The organism is Rudanella paleaurantiibacter, assembly GCF_009184635.1.
In the GTDB taxonomy this organism is placed as follows: Bacteria; Bacteroidota; Bacteroidia; order Cytophagales; family Spirosomataceae; genus Rudanella; species Rudanella paleaurantiibacter.
In genome coordinates, this window is sequence record NZ_WELI01000002.1 from 497475 (window position 1) to 513797 (window position 16323).

At 54.9% G+C, this 16323-nt stretch carries 13 protein-coding genes; 6 read left to right on the plus strand and 7 right to left on the minus strand.

All coding sequences use genetic code 11. The features are described 5' to 3' along the window. Nucleotides 1–126: 126 nt before the first annotated feature. From F5984_RS06855 to F5984_RS06870, 4 genes are all read right to left on the minus strand, one after another. Nucleotides 127–837 carry a DUF3291 domain-containing protein gene (locus F5984_RS06855; RefSeq protein ID WP_246168849.1) on the minus strand — a complete coding sequence of 237 codons (711 nt, stop codon included), beginning with the start codon at nucleotides 835–837 and terminating at the stop codon, nucleotides 127–129. A gap of 474 nt (nucleotides 838–1311) precedes the next feature. Beyond that, nucleotides 1312–1869, minus strand: a complete 558-nt coding sequence (locus F5984_RS06860; protein WP_152123512.1) for a sll1863 family stress response protein — start codon at nucleotides 1867–1869, stop codon at nucleotides 1312–1314. Nucleotides 1870–1924: 55 nt separating this feature from the next. Beyond that, nucleotides 1925–2548, minus strand: a complete 624-nt coding sequence (locus F5984_RS06865; protein WP_152123513.1) for a thioredoxin family protein — start codon at nucleotides 2546–2548, stop codon at nucleotides 1925–1927. A gap of 134 nt (nucleotides 2549–2682) precedes the next feature. Then, nucleotides 2683–5253: a glycoside hydrolase family 9 protein gene (locus F5984_RS06870; RefSeq protein WP_152123514.1), complete on the minus strand. Its 2571-nt coding sequence runs from the start codon at nucleotides 5251–5253 to the stop codon at nucleotides 2683–2685. 239 nt (nucleotides 5254–5492) lie between these two features. Between F5984_RS06870 and F5984_RS06875 the strand changes: the two genes are divergently transcribed. The 6 genes from F5984_RS06875 to F5984_RS06900 are packed head-to-tail and all read left to right on the plus strand — an operon-like array spanning nucleotide 5493 to nucleotide 12718. After that, nucleotides 5493–6113: a TetR/AcrR family transcriptional regulator gene (locus tag F5984_RS06875; RefSeq protein WP_185155437.1), complete on the plus strand. Its 621-nt coding sequence runs from the start codon at nucleotides 5493–5495 to the stop codon at nucleotides 6111–6113. Nucleotides 6114–6166: 53 nt separating this feature from the next. Beyond that, the gene (locus F5984_RS06880) at nucleotides 6167–7540 is read left to right on the plus strand and encodes a TolC family protein (RefSeq protein WP_152123515.1); all 1374 of its coding nucleotides are present in this window, start codon (nucleotides 6167–6169) and stop codon (nucleotides 7538–7540) included. Nucleotides 7541–7584: 44 nt separating this feature from the next. After that, nucleotides 7585–7998 carry a DUF3995 domain-containing protein gene (locus F5984_RS06885; RefSeq protein WP_152123516.1) on the plus strand — a complete coding sequence of 138 codons (414 nt, stop codon included), beginning with the start codon at nucleotides 7585–7587 and terminating at the stop codon, nucleotides 7996–7998. A 42-nt stretch (nucleotides 7999–8040) separates the two neighbouring features. Then, nucleotides 8041–9102, plus strand: a complete 1062-nt coding sequence (locus F5984_RS06890; RefSeq protein ID WP_152123517.1) for an efflux RND transporter periplasmic adaptor subunit — start codon at nucleotides 8041–8043, stop codon at nucleotides 9100–9102. 34 nt (nucleotides 9103–9136) lie between these two features. Further along, nucleotides 9137–9565 carry a four helix bundle protein gene (locus F5984_RS06895; RefSeq protein ID WP_152123518.1) on the plus strand — a complete coding sequence of 143 codons (429 nt, stop codon included), beginning with the start codon at nucleotides 9137–9139 and terminating at the stop codon, nucleotides 9563–9565. Between the two features lie 45 nt (nucleotides 9566–9610). After that, complete coding sequence (locus F5984_RS06900) at nucleotides 9611–12718, plus strand: efflux RND transporter permease subunit (protein ID WP_152123519.1); 3108 nt, start codon at nucleotides 9611–9613, stop codon at nucleotides 12716–12718. A 67-nt stretch (nucleotides 12719–12785) separates the two neighbouring features. On the opposite strand, the gene F5984_RS06905 is transcribed toward F5984_RS06900, so the two are convergent. The 3 genes from F5984_RS06905 to F5984_RS06915 form a co-directional block, all read right to left on the minus strand. After that, nucleotides 12786–13880, minus strand: a complete 1095-nt coding sequence (locus F5984_RS06905; RefSeq protein ID WP_152123520.1) for a hypothetical protein — start codon at nucleotides 13878–13880, stop codon at nucleotides 12786–12788. A gap of 110 nt (nucleotides 13881–13990) precedes the next feature. Further along, complete coding sequence (locus F5984_RS06910) at nucleotides 13991–15160, minus strand: AIR synthase-related protein (protein WP_152123521.1); 1170 nt, start codon at nucleotides 15158–15160, stop codon at nucleotides 13991–13993. Nucleotides 15161–15286: 126 nt separating this feature from the next. Beyond that, on the minus strand, nucleotides 15287–16270 hold the full coding sequence (locus tag F5984_RS06915) for a Gfo/Idh/MocA family protein (RefSeq protein WP_152123522.1): 984 nt from the start codon (nucleotides 16268–16270) through the stop codon (nucleotides 15287–15289). Nucleotides 16271–16323 lie beyond the last annotated feature (53 nt).

Consider the following 16323-nt stretch of genomic DNA (forward strand, 5'->3'; position numbering starts at 1 on the left):
AGCTTCGCTAAGGTCACTCCCAGACTTGAAATAATTTTTCTTTGATTAAGTCACACCTGAGGCACCTGTACGGTGTCTTTATCGGTCAGAGAAATCACGCATCCGCCTAACGCAAGCTCGCGTCTGTTATTCAAGGCTGGAGGTCAAGGTCGCCGATGCCGGTGGGTTATCCCAACCAACCACCGAGAACCGGGCAAATAGTTCTTCGCTGTACCAACGCCGGTCGCGGGTGCGCCTAACCACTTCCTTGTGGCCGCTTTGCCGGTACGCAAACTGCTCAACAGCCGCCCGGTTACGCCATACGCTGATGGTACATTGTTGCACAACAGGAGTTTCGCCCACGCCAATGGCAAAAAGCAGATTGTCTTTGTGGTCAAGTAGCCGCTGCCGGGCCGCGGGTACATGTCGCCAGAAATCGGGCAGAGCGCCCAGGCGGATAGTGGCCCGGGTCAGCACGGCTACGGGAGCGTCGGGGTTTGGCGGACGAGTAGCCCCCTGGGGCCGACCGTCGCCAAACGGATTGACCCCATCCCACAAGCCGTGTGCGTGATATGGAGCGAGGTAAAGCGTACTGACCGAATCGGTCCCGTCGGAGAGGGCTGCAAAGGACGATGAGTTCAGAAACTGCCCGGCCTGCTGCTCGGTGTCCCAAACTCCCATATATACGTAGGTGGACAGATTAGGAATAAGGCCAAAATTTTGCCCGCTGCCCATGAGTTTCCCGAACCGCAGTCCTTCGGCGGAAAACGGACGCATGAGGGCACGGCCCATATTGGCAAACGCCCGGAACCGGGCAGCCGGGCGATAATGAAGAACGGATACCGTTACGATGGACATAATGCTATAAACACTGACAATATTCAAACCCCCAAAGACTACCCAATTGTTCGAGCCGGGGCCATACAATCTGTGGTACGTATCAATAGGAGCCAACCGCCCGTTGACTATATAGAATGGGCAAAAAAATTTAAGTAAAAATTTTTAGGTGGCCCGTGTTGTTTATCTACGCCAGTTCGAAACGGATCATTAGGTAGGCGATACCTCTACAGGGATGGGGTATTGTTTCTACACCTGCTTGTCACCATCTTTTACAACAATTATTTCAAAGCGATGTGTATTGAGTACTCTGCTTGTCTTACTCTGTGCAATCATTGAATTAAACCTTGGGCAAGGGTTGCAGGTAGAGTTTACGCTTACCACCAGTTCAGAAAGGGTTATACACCAACTTCTTTTTTGGCAGAGAATTAGCCAAAAAAAACACCGGTTCGCATAGCAAACCGGCGTTTCAAAACCACCACTATTAAGGTAATATTAATCGTCTTTTCCGTCGGGGTCGACCTTATCTTCGGCTTTGTCGAACGCATTGCCAATGCTCCGACCTGCCTGCTTAAAGCCAGCCTTAATATCTTTCCAGGCCGCTGCGGTGGCGTTTTGCGCCTTATCGAGGTCAGCAGCCAAATTCTTGCGTTTCTGTTCCAGTTCGGCCAATTCTTCACGGGTTTCAGCTTTTACCTTGTTACCCTGTGCTTTGATGTCAGCCTGCACTTTATCAATGCGGGTATCCAGTTTAGCCTGCTCTTCTTTGATATCAGCAACGGCTTCCCGGCGTTCGCGTTCGAAATCGGCGGCTGCTTCGTCGGCAGTGGCTTCGACCTTATCGCCAGCCTCGTTTATATCCTGACGAGCCTCGGCCGTAGCATCTTTTGCATCGGCTTCCATGGCATCACCAGTGCGTTCCATGGCGTCTTCGGTGCGTGATTCGTTTTTGTTGTCAGAACCACAGGCCTGCAGCAGGGCAAGTGATGAGACCACCATCATGACACCGGCTACGGTTTTGATTTGCTTGATGACAAGAGCAATACGTTTCATGTTGTGTTAGTTGTGTAGTTTGTTACTGAGCAACCTAATGGCAAACGATGTGCCATTAGTTTTTCCACTTCACAGCACAACCAATGGGTCGGGTAGCCGGGGTCGGTACGGGACGGCCCGCTACAAGGCTCACGAGTGCCTCTTCCAAATACCGCTTCTGTACCCCGGCCGCATCCTGCGGATTATCGTCGATGGCCCCAATGTATTGCACCACAAACCCATTAGCCACCCGCTTAAGCAAAAACACCTGCGGGGTACGGGTGGCCCCAAAGCTCCGGGCTACCGATTGGGTCTCGTCCAGCGTGTACACAAACGAAAACGACCGCTCGCGCGCGCGGGTCTGCACCACTTCAAAGGCATCTTCGGGGTAGATGGCCGGGTCCGACGTTTGAATGGCCAACACCGGGTACCCCTGAGCGGCAAAACGCCCGTGGATAGCCATAAGTCGGTCTTCGTACGCTTTTGCAAATGGGCAATGGTTGGCCATAAACACGACCACCACCCCCGCCTGCGACCGGTAGTCGGCCAGGCTGATGAGCTTGTTGTCCATATTACGGACCTGAAAGTCGGTTACGGCATCGCCTACGGCATACCCTTTGCCAACCGAAGTCTGAGCCTGCGCAACCCCCAGGGCTGCTACGATACTCGCCAACAAGACCAGACCAACGATTTTTTTCATGAGTGAAAGCATGTATTTGTCAGTTGGACAACAACAAATCGGGAAAGATTAATTCGTTTCGCTCAGACGGCATAAAAAGCAATTGTACAGGCTTGCGGTCTCAGTTGTTACCTGACCACTACCGGAAGATGTAGTCAGAGGGCATCTACCGTAACCAGGTCATAGCCCTTTTCTTTCCACTGAGTCAGCAGGGCATCGAGGTGCGCATATAGCTTGTCGGAACGGGCGGGAGCAGTACCCACATGCATGAGCAGGATAAACCCGTTCAGGCCCGACCGCTGCCGACGTTCGTAGTCACGAATCGACTGAAGAATGACGTCGCTGCTCCGGTAATTGCGGGCGTCGGGAGTAGTGTAGTCGGCATGGCTGAGGGTGCCGGGGGTGTAGTTGATTAGTTGCCAGCCCTCGGCCCGGCTCCAGGCTGCAATAGTGTCGTTGTACCACTCGAAGGGCGGCATAAACAGGCGTGGTACACGGGGCGGCCAACCGACAGCGGCCAAAGCGGCCTCGTTGGCCCGCAAATCGGCCGCAAATTGCGACCGAGTCACGAGCAGACTGTCCCGGTTCTTCCAGTCGCAATAGAGCAGATGCGCGTCGGAGTGCGGCCCGAGGTAATGTCCCTCGCGCAGAAGCCGCCGAGCGAGGGCCGCAAAGGCCGGGTTGCGCAAAAACCGACCCGTCAGGAAAAAAGAAGCCCGGACGTTATGCTTCTGCAAGGTCCGGGCAATGTGTTCTCCACCGTCGGCGTATTCATCACCGGTAAACACCAGCGCGATACGCCGAGCACTGGTGTCGCCCCTGATTTTCGCCCCTTTGAAATACGTCGACTTGTCGCCCACCCGTTTTCGGGTCGGGCTTACGGTCGGCTTGGCTGCTTTTCGGGTCGAAGCGGGTTTTGCTTTGGCCGGGGGCAACGCCCGGTTTTCGGCTTGTTTGGCCGCCAGCAGGTACACAAGCGAGGCCGTGCCGTCCATAGTTGGCTCGTTGGTACTGTAATCGCCATAATCGTCGTGATACACCGCTACACGGCTCTGGAACGGGGCATATTCGTCGGGCTGATACAAGGTGATACCAATGAGCCGTCCGTAAATACTGCCCCGTACCGGTCCATCTACCAGGCCACCGTCGATAGGGTACTGTTTCAGATGCGTAAACGCCGAGTGCGGATCGGCGGGGGTATCGGCGTTGCCGGGCAGGCCATACACAAAGCTGGTGCCCCACGGATTGCAGCCAAACAGCCAGTCGAAATTGGCCTGTTCGAGGGCTGCGTACTGGGTATCGCCGGTGAGCTGCCGGTACCAGAAACACTGCGTGGCAAAGGAGGTTGTGTAATTATTGCTGCACCAGATAAACGGCACACCCCGATAAAACGCATTTTGCCGGGCGCGTTGCCAGATTATATCAATACCTTGTTTGTAGAATCCGGTTACGGTTTTACGCTCCCGACCGGGCAACCGCTTGGCCAGTTCGGCATGGCCGATATTCACAAACGGGTACCATTGATAGTGCCGGGCGGTATCGTTCAGAATCCAGGGCGTAACGGGCTCCTGCCGGGCAAAGTTGAGCGCGTGTTTTTGCCACTCGGCAGCTTTGGCCCCCGTAGCTTTGCTAGCGTTCCACTGCTCCACAGCCGCCAGCTCCATATCGTCGACGTAGTTATCTTCTTCGTAAAAATAGGGCGCTGTACCGGGGGCTGTCTGGCTGTTACCCGGCTTTTGCAGCCCCAGCCGGTACGCCGACTGCGACCGCTGCCAGAGTCGACCGGCATAATCGGGCTGACGGTCGCGCAGGAGCTGATACCCGAGGGCCAGGGCACTGCTTACCTTACCCGCCGTAGAGGCCACACCTGTTGCCCGATTTTTATACTTAAACATCCCTTGCGGTGTACCCGACGCAAAATACAGCGGCCGCTCAAAGCCTTTTCCGTACAACTTATCTTCTTTCGGAATGCGCATACCGGCATGGTCGCGGTCGTCGCCCAGCTGATTGAACAACCAATCGTCGGTTGGGTGCATTTTCAGCAGCCAGTCGAGACCCCAGCGGGCTTCGTCGAGCACATCGGGATAGCCGTTGGCCCCTTCAAGTCCATTGGCCGCATGCGCATCGCCAAAGGCCCCCGGAAAATCGCGGGCAGCAGCCAGCAAATGGTAAGTGGCATTGGCCGAGGTCGTTACGTACTGCAAATAATCAGACGCATCGTGCCATCCTCCCGACGCGTCGATGTGCGTACTGTCGGGCATGGGTCCATAGAGTGTGTAACCATCGTGCGTGTGGCACGAGTCTTTCAGAAACGGGTTGAAGCCACTGCGCTGCTGACGCATGTAGCGGAGGCAGAAATCGGCCGTCCCGTCGTACACATCTTCGCCAATCCGAAACTCAGGCGACCGGGCCCCGTCATCGGTGCGGAGGTAGTATCGGCCCGGCTTACGTACCGCCGAAAAGTCGAGCCGGTGCGTTTGCGCAAAGGGGCCGTATGCCCCAAAAGCCCGCCCGGCCTGTTGCCCCCAGACCACGCGGTCGGTTTGGGCATCCATCAGCTCAAAGCGGCCAATCGGTTTGTCGGTTAGGCTTGCCCACACAGCTACTTTGACACTGGCAGGCCGGTAGCCTAACAAGTTTATGCGGATTACACCCGGCTCGTCGGATGATTGGACAAAGGCAAACAAGCCAATAGCAAGTATGAATAGTAGTATACGAGTGGTCATGCGTTAAGAATGATGCAAGGGGTGAATAGGTAACTATTTCGCCGAAAACGATTAGCCCACAAATTATGGCTTCACGTGTCACGAAATAAGCCGGGGCTCGTTTTTTTACGAACTTAGAAGCCGGTGGCACCCGTTAATAATTAAAAAAAGCCGTTCAACCCGTTTTCTAATCAAAAAAACGTAAACAGCTATTGTTTACTGAACAGTGTTTAGTACGTTTGTAACACCAAGTTGACCTGATGGGAATTATAGAGCGAAAAGAGCGGGAACGGGAAGAAATGCGCCGGTTGATTGTCGATGGCGCCCGACATCTGTTCGTGCAGAATGGTTACGAAAAAGTAAGCATCCGCAACATTGCCGAAGCCATTGAATACAGTCCGGCTACGATTTATCTGTATTTCAAGGATAAAAACGAGATTCTGTACGCCGTTCATCAGCAGGCTTTTTCAAAGATGATGGAAGAGTTTCGGCCTATTTTCGCCCTCGAAGACCCCTTTGAGCGGCTGGTAGAAATGGGCAGACGGTACATCAACTTCGCTGTTGAAAACCCTGAACTGTTTGACATTATGTTTATCGTGACGGCGCCCATGGAAGCGTTGGAATGCCGCGAGGACATCTGGAGCGAAGGCCGAATTGCCTTCAATATGCTGGTTCAGGTAGTTCAGGATTGCATAAAAGCCGGGGTTTTACACGCCGACGATGCCGAAGTAGCGGCTATGATGATCTGGAGCAATATTCACGGCTATACGGCCCTGTTTCTGCGAAAGCGCCTGATGATGTTCTCGGAGGAACGCCGACAGGTACTCATGCGCGAAGCCTTCGATTTGTTTGTACATACGTTGAAAAAGGGGCTGCAATAAGCCGCTTTTTTTTATCCACACACTAAACACTGTTCAGCAAATAATAGTCGATTATGAAACTACAACTACGTTATCTTCTGGGGTTGGCGGCTCTGTGGCCGGGGCTTCTGATGGCCCAGCCTCAGCCCGCTTCGATTCTCGACGAGTACGTTCAGCTGGGTTTGCAGAACAACCTCGCTCTGCGGCAGGAAACACTCGATGTGAGCCGCGTAACCGAATCGCTCAATCAGGCCCGGGCCCTCTTTTATCCACGCCTGACATTCAACCCGACCTACTCGATGGCTGCGGGTGGGCGTCGGCTTCAGTTCCCAATTGGCGACTTACTCAACCCAATTTACGGTACCCTCAACCACCTGACCGGCTCCGACGCCTTTCCGACCAACCTCCAGAACGTAAACGAGCTGCTGGCCCCCAACAACTTTCACGATACCAAAGTGAGTGTGCAGTTTGCGCTCTACAACACCGATATTCACTACAACTACCTGATTCAGAAAAACCTCCTCAGCGCGCAGGAGGCCCGGCGACAGGTGATCGAAAACGAACTCCGGTACAACATCACAACGGCCTATTACCAATATCTGCAAACGCTGGATGCCATTCGGATTTTTGAGAACTCGCGTACCACTCTACGCGAACTGGTACGGCTCAACCAGAAACTGGTAGCCAACAATGTAGCCACGCGCGACGTGGTGTCGTCGGCCGAGTACGAGGTGAGCAAGCTGGACGGCCAACTGGCTTCGGCTCAGAAAAACCGCGAAACGGCCCGATCTTACCTTAATTTTCTGCTCAATCGGGATTTGCTCACGGCCGTTAACGTGGATAGCTCACTGCTCGACGCCCCACTACCCGCCCCTACCGAATCGGTGGTAAGCCTGGAAGAAACCGCCCTGGCCGGGCGTAAGGAACTCACGCAACTGCAAGGGTCGCTTCGGGCCGCCCAAACAGCCATCCGACTCAATGAGGCCAACGCCAAACTCCCGTCGGTCTACGTAGGTGGCAACGCCGGTTTTCAGGGGTTTGGCTACACATTTCGTAATCAGGCCTATACCGTCGGACAACTGGGCCTGAGCTGGGATCTCTTCAAAGGCTACGAAAAACGCTCAAAAATTCAGCAGGCCCGGATTCGGGCCGAACAGTTACAGACCAAACTAACCGAGGTGCAGCAACAAATCCGGTTGCAGGTGGTGCAGGCTTACTACGAGCTCGAAGCCGCCGAAGAAAACGGACGGGCTACCCGACAGGGCGTTACGGCAGCTAGCCAAACCTTGCGTGTGATTGACAGCAAGTACCGAAACGGGCAGGCCTTACTGATCGAGTTTTTGAAAGCCCAGAACGACTACCTCACGGCTCAGATTGGCGAATCGCTCGCCCGGATGGATGTGCGCGTAAAGCGGGCAGCTCTCGACCGGGTTACGGCAGTGCGGTAGCCCGTAGACAATGTTTGATGAAGAATGGCTAATCATCATTGACCATGCAAATTGCTGCCTTAACGAACACCTTCATTCTCCTGCTCCTTGGCTTTCTCCACGTCTATTGGGCATTTGGAGGCCGATGGGGATGGAACCAGGCCCTCCCCGAACGCAATGGCGTAAAAGTTCTGCAACCTCATGCGTCTGATTGTGCCGTGGTAGCTCTGGGTTTATTCGGAATGGCTGCCTTACACCTGCATCCGTTCGGCTGGATTCCGATAAGCCTGCCCCATTGGCTTACACAGTATGGTCTATGGGTGGTTGGCGGTGTGTTTCTGCTCCGCGCTCTGGGCGACTTCCGCTACGTGGGCCTTTTTAAGCGCGTCCGCAACAGCCAATTCGCGTACCTCGACACCCGATTTTACGTTCCGCTCTGCCTGCTCTTAGCCACAAACGCTTTTCTGACAATTTACTGACTCTGAACCGGTCTGCAACCCGCATACACTCTTTCACTTTTTATGAACTACCTCCTTACACTATCCCTCGCTCTGCTTATTTGGGCTTGTGGCAGCAAAGCCGAAGCTCCTAACCAAACGGCCGCTACCGATAATCTGAACGAAACCGTAGTACCCGTGCGGCTGGCACCTGTGCAGGTTGTGCAACGCGCTGAACCGATTAGGGTTTCAGGATTGCTGTCGTCGGCCGAAGAGGCCCGGCTATCGTTTAAAATTGGCGGAATTATCAACCGCACCTACGTCGAAGAAGGCCAAACCGTTCGTAAAGGGCAGCTGCTGGCTACCCTCGACCTGACCGAGATCAACGCGCAGGTGAATCAGGCCGAACTGGCCGCTGAGAAATCGGAGCGCGATCTGAGCCGGGTAAAAGCCCTCTATGCCGACACGGCCGCAACCCTCGAACAGATGCAGAACGCAACTACGGGCAGCCGACTGGCCCGGCAAAACCTGACCGTAGCGCAGTTTAACCGCTCCTATGCACAGATTCGCTCGTCGGTGGATGGCACCGTAACCCGTAAGCTGATGACCGACGGCGAACTGGCCGCGCCGGGTGCCCCGGTTTTTATGGTGTTGGGGAACCGACCTAATGACTGGGTAGTGCGCGTTGGGGTATCAGACAAGGACTGGGCCCGGCTCCGGCTCGGCAACCGGGCTACTGTAACCCTTGATGCGTATCTGGGGCAGGTGTTTCGGGGCGTAGTGACCGAACTGGCCGGGGCCGCCGACCCTATGAACAAACTGTACGAGGTTGAAATCCGAATTGATCCGGGCAAGGTACGGTTTGCACCGGGCCTGTTTGCCAAAGTGCAGCTCACCCCCGATCAGTCGCGTTCCTACGCATTGGTGCCTGTAGAGGCCATTGTGGAGGGTAACGGGCAGGAAGGCTTCGTGTACGTACTCACGCCCGACCGCCGGGGGGTTCGCAAGCAGCCGATACAAATTGGGTATCTGGATGGGAGTAACGTACTACTCACCAATGGATTAGCTAACACGCGGGAGGTAGTCACGGCAGGCTCCGCTTTCCTGACCGAAGAGTCGAAGGTTAAGGTGATGGGTACGAAGTAATGTATAATGAAAGATGTTAAATGAATAATGACGTATGGAGCCTTTTGACGAACCACATAGTTCATTTTGGGCAGAGGAGTCTGCCAGTGAATACATTAGTAAGCCCAATACCATTCTGGATAAATCCTTTGCTTTTGCCGTCCGAGTCATTAAGCTCTACCGATGGCTCTACAAGCAACATCCTGAGATTGCCCCATTAGCTAAACAAATTCTTCGCAGTGGGACATCTATTGGGGCTAATGCCGAAGAAGCGGACGCAGCTTTCACCAAAAAAGAATTTGCATCGAAGCTGGGTATCTCACTCAAAGAATCGCGTGAGACCAAATACTGGCTAAGGCTCTTTTACGCAACAGAATACATAGACGAGCAAATGTTTGTGTCCATGCGTGGAGACAACGACGAACTCATGCGCTTGCTAACGGCCATTCTGAAAACCACTCGCGAAAACCTAAAAAATGGCTAATGCGCTTTTCATTCTTCATTAGTCACTATCCATTATTCATTAGCCATGCTCTCCGAATTTTCTGTTAAAAACTGGCAGTTTATGCTGGTGTTGTTCGTCGCGGTGGTGGCACTGGGCGTTAACTCCCTGCTGAATATGCCCCGGGGCGAAGACCCTGAGTTTACAGCCCCCAGCTTTGCCGTGATTGTGGTGTACCCCGGTACCGATGCCCTCGACATGGAAAAACTCGTGGCGAACCCGGCCGAAGAACGATTCAACGCGCTGGATAATATCAATACCATTCGGACCAGTATCGACGATGGGTTGGCCGTGATGCGCATTGAATACGACTACAGCAGCGACCCCGACGAAAAATACCAGGAACTGGTTCGGGAAGTAAACGCACTCCGCACTGAGCTGCCAGCCGACATTTTCCGGATTCAGATCAACAAGTTCTCCCCGACCGACGTCAACATTGTACAGGTAGCGCTGCTGTCGGAAGTAGCCTCGACCCGCGAGCTGGGCGAGCAAGCCGACCGCCTGAAAGAGCAGCTCACCAAAGTAAAAAGCCTTAAAAACGCCGAAGACTGGGGCTACCCCGCCACCACCGTCCGAATTTCGCTCAACACTGACCGTATGGCGCAGGAAAACATTCCGGTAAACCGGGTGATTGGCGCGCTTCAGGCCGAAAACCTCAACATCCCGGGCGGCAGTATTCAGGCAGGTACGCGTAAATTCAACGTCAAAACATCGGGCGATTACAGCTCTCTCGATGATATTCGGAATACAATTGTTTCGACAAACCCACCCGGTGTAGCCGCGCAGAAGATCATTTACCTCCGCGACATTGCCGATGTATCGCTCAACTACGAGGACGAAACCCACATCACCCGGCTCAACGGGCACCGGGCGGTACTGGTAACAGCCGGGCAAAAAGTCGGCATGAACATCGACAAGGTAGGGCAACAGGTAAACCCCGTTATCGAGCAATTTGCCAAAACGCTACCCCCACACATCAAGCTGGTCAAAAACTTCGATCAAGCCGCCAGTGTCAGCAAGCGGCTCGGTCGGTTTGCTACAGACTTCCTGATTGCCATTTTGCTGGTATCGCTCACCCTGCTACCGCTCGGTTTCCGGGCTGCCGTGGTAGTTATGATTTCCATACCGCTATCGCTTGCCATTGGGTTGGCTGGACTCAATTTTCTCGGGTTCAGCATCAACCAGCTGAGTATTGTGGGGCTTATTGTGGCCCTCGGCATCTTGGTCGATGACTCGATTGTGGTGGTCGAAAACATTGAGCGGTACATCCGGGAAGGGCACAGCAAACGGGATGCTGCCATCCGGGCCACCAAACAGATTACGCTGGCCGTAATCGGCTGTACTACCACGCTTATTCTGGCGTTTCTGCCGCTGTTGTTTTTACCCGAAGCCTCCGGCGATTTTATCCGGTCGCTGCCGATGGCCGTCATCACCACCGTACTGGCTTCGTTGCTGGTATCGCTCACGATTGTCCCGTTTTTGTCGAGCCGACTGCTCAAGGAGTCGCACAACCAGGAGGGCAACCTGTTTATGCGCGCCCTGAAACGGATCATCAGTGGGTCGTACAGCCGGTTGCTGCATTGGGGGCTTCGGCACCCAGCTCTCACTCTGCTGGCCGCGTTAGCGCTGTTTATGGGCGCCCTGGCCCTGGTGCCCAAAGTAGGCTTTGCGTTGTTTCCGGCCTCCGAAAAACCGCAGTTTTTGATCAATATTGAAACCCCCGAAGGCAGCAGCCTCTCCGAAACCAACTCAGTGGCCCGGTACGTCGAATCGGTGCTCAAGAAAGAACCGGAAGTACAGTACTTTACCACCAACGTGGGCAAAGGCAATCCCCGGATTTACTACAACGTAATTCAGCGCAGCGAAGCCACCAATTTCTCGCAACTATTTGTGCAACTGCACGATATGCCGCCAACTCAGAAACGGGCACTTATCGACAAACTCCGCGAGCGGCTGCTCCTCTACCCCAACGCACGCATCGAAGTGAAAGACTTTGAGCAAGGCCCCGATCAGGAAGCCCCTATCGCGATTCGGGTGTTCGGCGAGAACCTTGACACGCTCCGCACGGTGGCTGCCCGCGTCGAAACGGCGCTCAAACAAACGCCGGGTCTGATCTACATCAACAACCCATTAGCCACCCGAAAAACGGATATCCGGGTTCGGATCAATAAAGAAAAAGCGGGCTTACTGGGCATCTCGATAGCCGACATTAACCGCACCATCCGGCTCGCCATTGCAGGGCTCAATGTAGGTACGTTCAAAGCGGCCAATGGCCCCAACGGCTCCGACGATTACACCATCAACGTGACCGTACCAGCAGGCAACGCGCCCAAAGGAGCCGTAGCCGATCAGCGCGTGTTCGATAACCTATATGTGAATACCCTCACAGGAGGTGCCGTGCCGCTCCGGCAAGTAGCCGACCTTACGTTCGAGACCAGTACGAACCAGATTCGGCATTACGACAAAGACCGTTTCACCACAATTACCGGCTTTGTCAAAACCGGCTATCTGGTCGATAATGTGTACGGAGACCTGTTGCAGAAGATCGACGCGATGAAATTCCCGGCCGGGTTTTCGTACAAGGCCGCCGGGGAGCTTGAAAGCCGCGAGAAATCATTCGGCGGGCTCGGCACCATTATCCTGATTACCATTTTTGGGTTCATTGCCGTGCTCGTGCTGGAGTTTGGCACCCTAAAAAGTACACTCATCGTACTGTCGGTAATCCCATTGGGTATCATCGGGGCCATCGGGGCTATGCTGCTCACAGGCGACCCTTTCTCGTTTGTGGCGGTGATTGGTCTGATTGCCCTGATCGGTATCGAGGTCAAAAACTCAATTTTGCTTGTCGATTTTACAAATCAGCTCCGGGCCGAGGGGGTTCCGCTGCTTGAAGCCATTCAGGAAGCGGGCGAAATTCGATTCGTACCCATCGTGCTTACGTCGCTCACGGCCATTGGCGGGCTTATTCCGCTGGCCATCGAAAATAACCCGCTCTACTCACCCCTGGCGTATGTGCTCATTGGTGGTCTTATTTCGAGCACCTTACTGTCGCGCATCGTGACGCCCGTTTTATACAAGCTGCTCCCCCCGCGTGTCGAGCTTCAGAAACAGCCAGAAGAACTGGAACTAGCCTGATTGGGTACCTATTGCCGTTCGAAAGGGCGTGCCAGCCGTCGGGTTGGTACGCCCTTTTTGGTAAAATTTACCGCACCCAAACCCGTTGCGTCAATCGCCAATCAGCCCCGTCGGCCCGAATCAGGTACACGCCCCCTCCGAATAAACCGGATAGCTCAGTACGGCCATCGGGACCGGAACGAGCCGTAACCGGTACCGGCACCCCCGCAGCAGACCACACCGACCACACAGCCCCGCCCAGATTCCGGCCTTTGAGGGCTATAATGCCCGGCCCGCCTGTATCGAGGACAACGAGCGAGGGCGTGCGGTCGTCGAGCACCACAGCCACTATCTCGGAGAGGTGCGCCGTACCGTTGCGGTCCACTTGCCGGAGCCGGTAGTAGGTCGTGCCCGCATCGGGCCAATCGTCGGTGAAGGTGTAGAATTGCCGGGCGTCGGTAGTGCCTCGTGCGGGCAGTTGCCCGACTGTACCAAACTCGGCCAATGTTCGGCTCCGCTGAATCTCGAATCGGTCGGCGTCGCGTTCCCAGGTGGTAGCCCAGCTAAGTTGCACGCGATTGTCGGGCAGGGCCTGCGCCCGAAAATACAGGAGTGACACCGGCAACGGCGTAACGGTTACAGTGCCCGAAATGGTCAGTTCATCGAGCCGGAGGGTTCCGGACCCCTGCGGTGGGCAACCATAAATCCGAAACGTAACCGGACCGCTCTGATTGGCATATGCTCCGCCCGAGAGCCCAACTACTGCCTGTTGAAACGATTCGGTAGCGGTGCCCGTATAGATGTCGTTCCCAAAATTATCGGCACTCGACCGAACACTTACCGTAACCGGCCCTGCCAACGAGCGCGAAAAGTAAAAAGAGAGTTGATTCAGTGTCATGGTTTGACCCTGGTTGGGCTGTAGCGTTATCGAGACGTACTCCGCCCGGTTGCACATAGATGGCGACCAGTTATCCACGTTGATTGCCTGCCCCGCCACCCCCGGTACATAGGGGCCAAAGTTTGCAGGAGCAACACCAACAAACCCGGCATTGCCCACAGATATGTATGGCGACGAACTACTGCCCGCCGTATTCCCGTCGAACGACCAACGGGCCGTAAAAGGCGTCTGGGCCAGCAGCCGACCCACCGTTAACAAACAGATTATGAGCAGATACAGTCGCATAAGGCGACAAATTACAAAAAAGGTAGACAATTCAATGGAGGGCACAAAAAAAGGCAGTAAGGCCAAACCGGCCCCACTGCCTTTCTACACTCTATGTAGTTTTTTACAAATCAGTACACAAATTCACCGGCCTCACTTCGGATGGTCACCCGCTTACCCGTGTGAGCCTCTACACGCCCAATCACCTGCGCTTCGATCCCAAACGACTGCGCTACGCTTATCACTTGCCCGGCAAACTCCTCGGGTAAGTACACTTCCAGCCTGTGCCCCATGTTGAAAACTTTGTACATCTCCTGCCAGCTGGTACCGCTTTCCTGCTGAATGAGCCGGAACAAAGGCGGCACCGGGAAGAGGTTATCTTTAATCACATGCAGATTATCAATGAAGTGCAGCACCTTGGTTTGTGCCCCACCTGAGCAATGCACCATGCCGTGAATATGGGGCCGCAACTCGTCGAGCAACTGCTTCACTACAGGCGCGTACGTCCGCGTAGGCGACAAAATCAGTTTCCCCACCGGCACCGACTCGTTACCAACCGGCTCTGCCGACTGTAACTCACGGCTACCGCTGTACACCAGACTCCGGTCTACGGCCGGGTCAAAACTTTCCGGGTATCGCTCGGCCAGATAATGCGCCAGTACGTCGTGCCGGGCCGAGGTCAGGCCGTTGCTACCCATGCCACCGTTGTACTCGGTTTCGTAGGTGGCCTGCCCAAACGAGGCCAGCCCCACCACCACGTCGCCGGGCTGAATACGGTCGTTGCTGATAACCTGATCCCGGCGCATCCGGGCAATCACAGTGCTGTCAACAATTACAGTTCGGACCAGATCACCCACATCGGCGGTTTCGCCACCCGTGCTGTAAATTTCAATACCATGCTCTCGTAGCATCGCCAGCACCTCTTCGGTGCCGTTGATGATTTCGGCAATCACCTCACCCGGAATCAGATTCTTATTCCGTCCGATGGTCGAAGAGAGCAGCATGGGGCCGGTAGCGCCCACACAAATGAGGTCGTCGGTATTCATCACAACGGCGTCCTGCGCAATACCGCGCCAAACACTCAGATCACCCGTTTCGCGCCAGTACAGGTACGCCAACGACGATTTGGTACCCGCCCCGTCGGCGTGCATGATAGTGCAATAATCCGGGTCGCCGGCCAGTGTATCGGGTACGATCTTACAAAAGGCCTTGGGAAACAACCCCTTATCGAGCTGGGCAATGGCGCGGTGAACGTCTTCCTTATCGGCAGAAACCCCACGCTGAGCATAACGATCAGTCATGGGGCAAAGATAGGGAGGAAAGGGAAGAAGGAGGAAAGGAGAAGGGAGGAAAGAAAAAGGGAGGAAGGTAAAACCACGCTTGCGTTCCTTTCCTCCTTTCCTCCCCTCCTTTCTTTTCCCTTTTCCCTAATAATTTATCCCGGCTTCGGTACGTACAGCATCAAGCAGGCTAATCAGATCGAGGCTGTTGTCGAGCGACCAGAGGGGGCTTTCGGTTCGGCCTTCGGTGAGGCACTGCATCACGTGCCGGGCCTCGTACTCGTACCCAAAGGTGGTTCGTGAAGCGGTGAATACCTCCGGTTCTTCACCCTCCCGTTCGAGCGATACGGTGGCACTTTCGTGGAAACGCCCCTCGATCCGAATGGTCCCCCGATCGCCGTAAATAATACCGACGGTATCAGTCTTCACCAGAATAGTGCTATCGAGGAGGGCCAGTGCGCCATCGGCATAGGTGAGCGCCATACCACACTGCTCATCCACACCTGTCGAGCCAAACGAAGCGGCTGCCCGGATATGCGCCGGTTTGCCCAGCATCAGGTACGACAAAAACAGGGGATAAATGCCAATGTCGAGCAGCGAGCCGCCCCCCAACGCCTTGTTGAACAACCGCCCTTCGGGGTCTTTGTTGGCCGCAAAACCAAAGTCGGCCCGCACCATACGAACCGGACCAATAGCCCCCGAATCGACCCATTCTTTGGCTTTCAGAATGGTCGGCATAAACCGGCTCCACAGGGCTTCCATCAGAAAAACACCGCGCTCGCGGGCGGTTTGCACCATCTCGGCAACCTGCCCGGCATTCATACCGAACGGTTTTTCGCAGAGCACCGGAATACCGGCGTTCAGCAACATCAGCGTATTGGCATGGTGGTACACATGGCGCGTGGCAATGTACACCACGTCGAGGTCGGGGCAGGAGAGCAACTCCTCGTACGACCCGTAGCAGTGCGTTGCGCCGTACTGAGCCCCGAAAGCCTCGGCCCGGGTCTGGTCAGAAGCAGCCACCGCATGCAGCTCAGCCCCTTCAATGGTCAGTAAGTCCTGTACAAATTTGTGAGCTATGCGGCCCAGCCCTAAAATACCCCAGCGGGTTACGGGTTTAGTGGTGTTCATGGTTTTGGTTGGGGACATCGAAATGCGAATGTAAACAATTCGGGGCGGGCCAT

Coding starts and splice junctions, on each gene's coding strand:
- F5984_RS06855 (WP_246168849.1), bottom strand. CDS start 837: ATGTCCATCGTAACGGTATCCGTTCTTCATTATCGCCCGGCTGCCCGG.
- F5984_RS06860 (WP_152123512.1), bottom strand. CDS start 1,869: ATGAAACGTATTGCTCTTGTCATCAAGCAAATCAAAACCGTAGCCGGT.
- F5984_RS06865 (WP_152123513.1), bottom strand. CDS start 2,548: ATGAAAAAAATCGTTGGTCTGGTCTTGTTGGCGAGTATCGTAGCAGCC.
- F5984_RS06870 (WP_152123514.1), bottom strand. CDS start 5,253: ATGACCACTCGTATACTACTATTCATACTTGCTATTGGCTTGTTTGCC.
- F5984_RS06875 (WP_185155437.1), top strand. CDS start 5,493: ATGGGAATTATAGAGCGAAAAGAGCGGGAACGGGAAGAAATGCGCCGG.
- F5984_RS06880 (WP_152123515.1), top strand. CDS start 6,167: ATGAAACTACAACTACGTTATCTTCTGGGGTTGGCGGCTCTGTGGCCG.
- F5984_RS06885 (WP_152123516.1), top strand. CDS start 7,585: ATGCAAATTGCTGCCTTAACGAACACCTTCATTCTCCTGCTCCTTGGC.
- F5984_RS06890 (WP_152123517.1), top strand. CDS start 8,041: ATGAACTACCTCCTTACACTATCCCTCGCTCTGCTTATTTGGGCTTGT.
- F5984_RS06895 (WP_152123518.1), top strand. CDS start 9,137: ATGGAGCCTTTTGACGAACCACATAGTTCATTTTGGGCAGAGGAGTCT.
- F5984_RS06900 (WP_152123519.1), top strand. CDS start 9,611: ATGCTCTCCGAATTTTCTGTTAAAAACTGGCAGTTTATGCTGGTGTTG.
- F5984_RS06905 (WP_152123520.1), bottom strand. CDS start 13,880: ATGCGACTGTATCTGCTCATAATCTGTTTGTTAACGGTGGGTCGGCTG.
- F5984_RS06910 (WP_152123521.1), bottom strand. CDS start 15,160: ATGACTGATCGTTATGCTCAGCGTGGGGTTTCTGCCGATAAGGAAGAC.
- F5984_RS06915 (WP_152123522.1), bottom strand. CDS start 16,270: ATGAACACCACTAAACCCGTAACCCGCTGGGGTATTTTAGGGCTGGGC.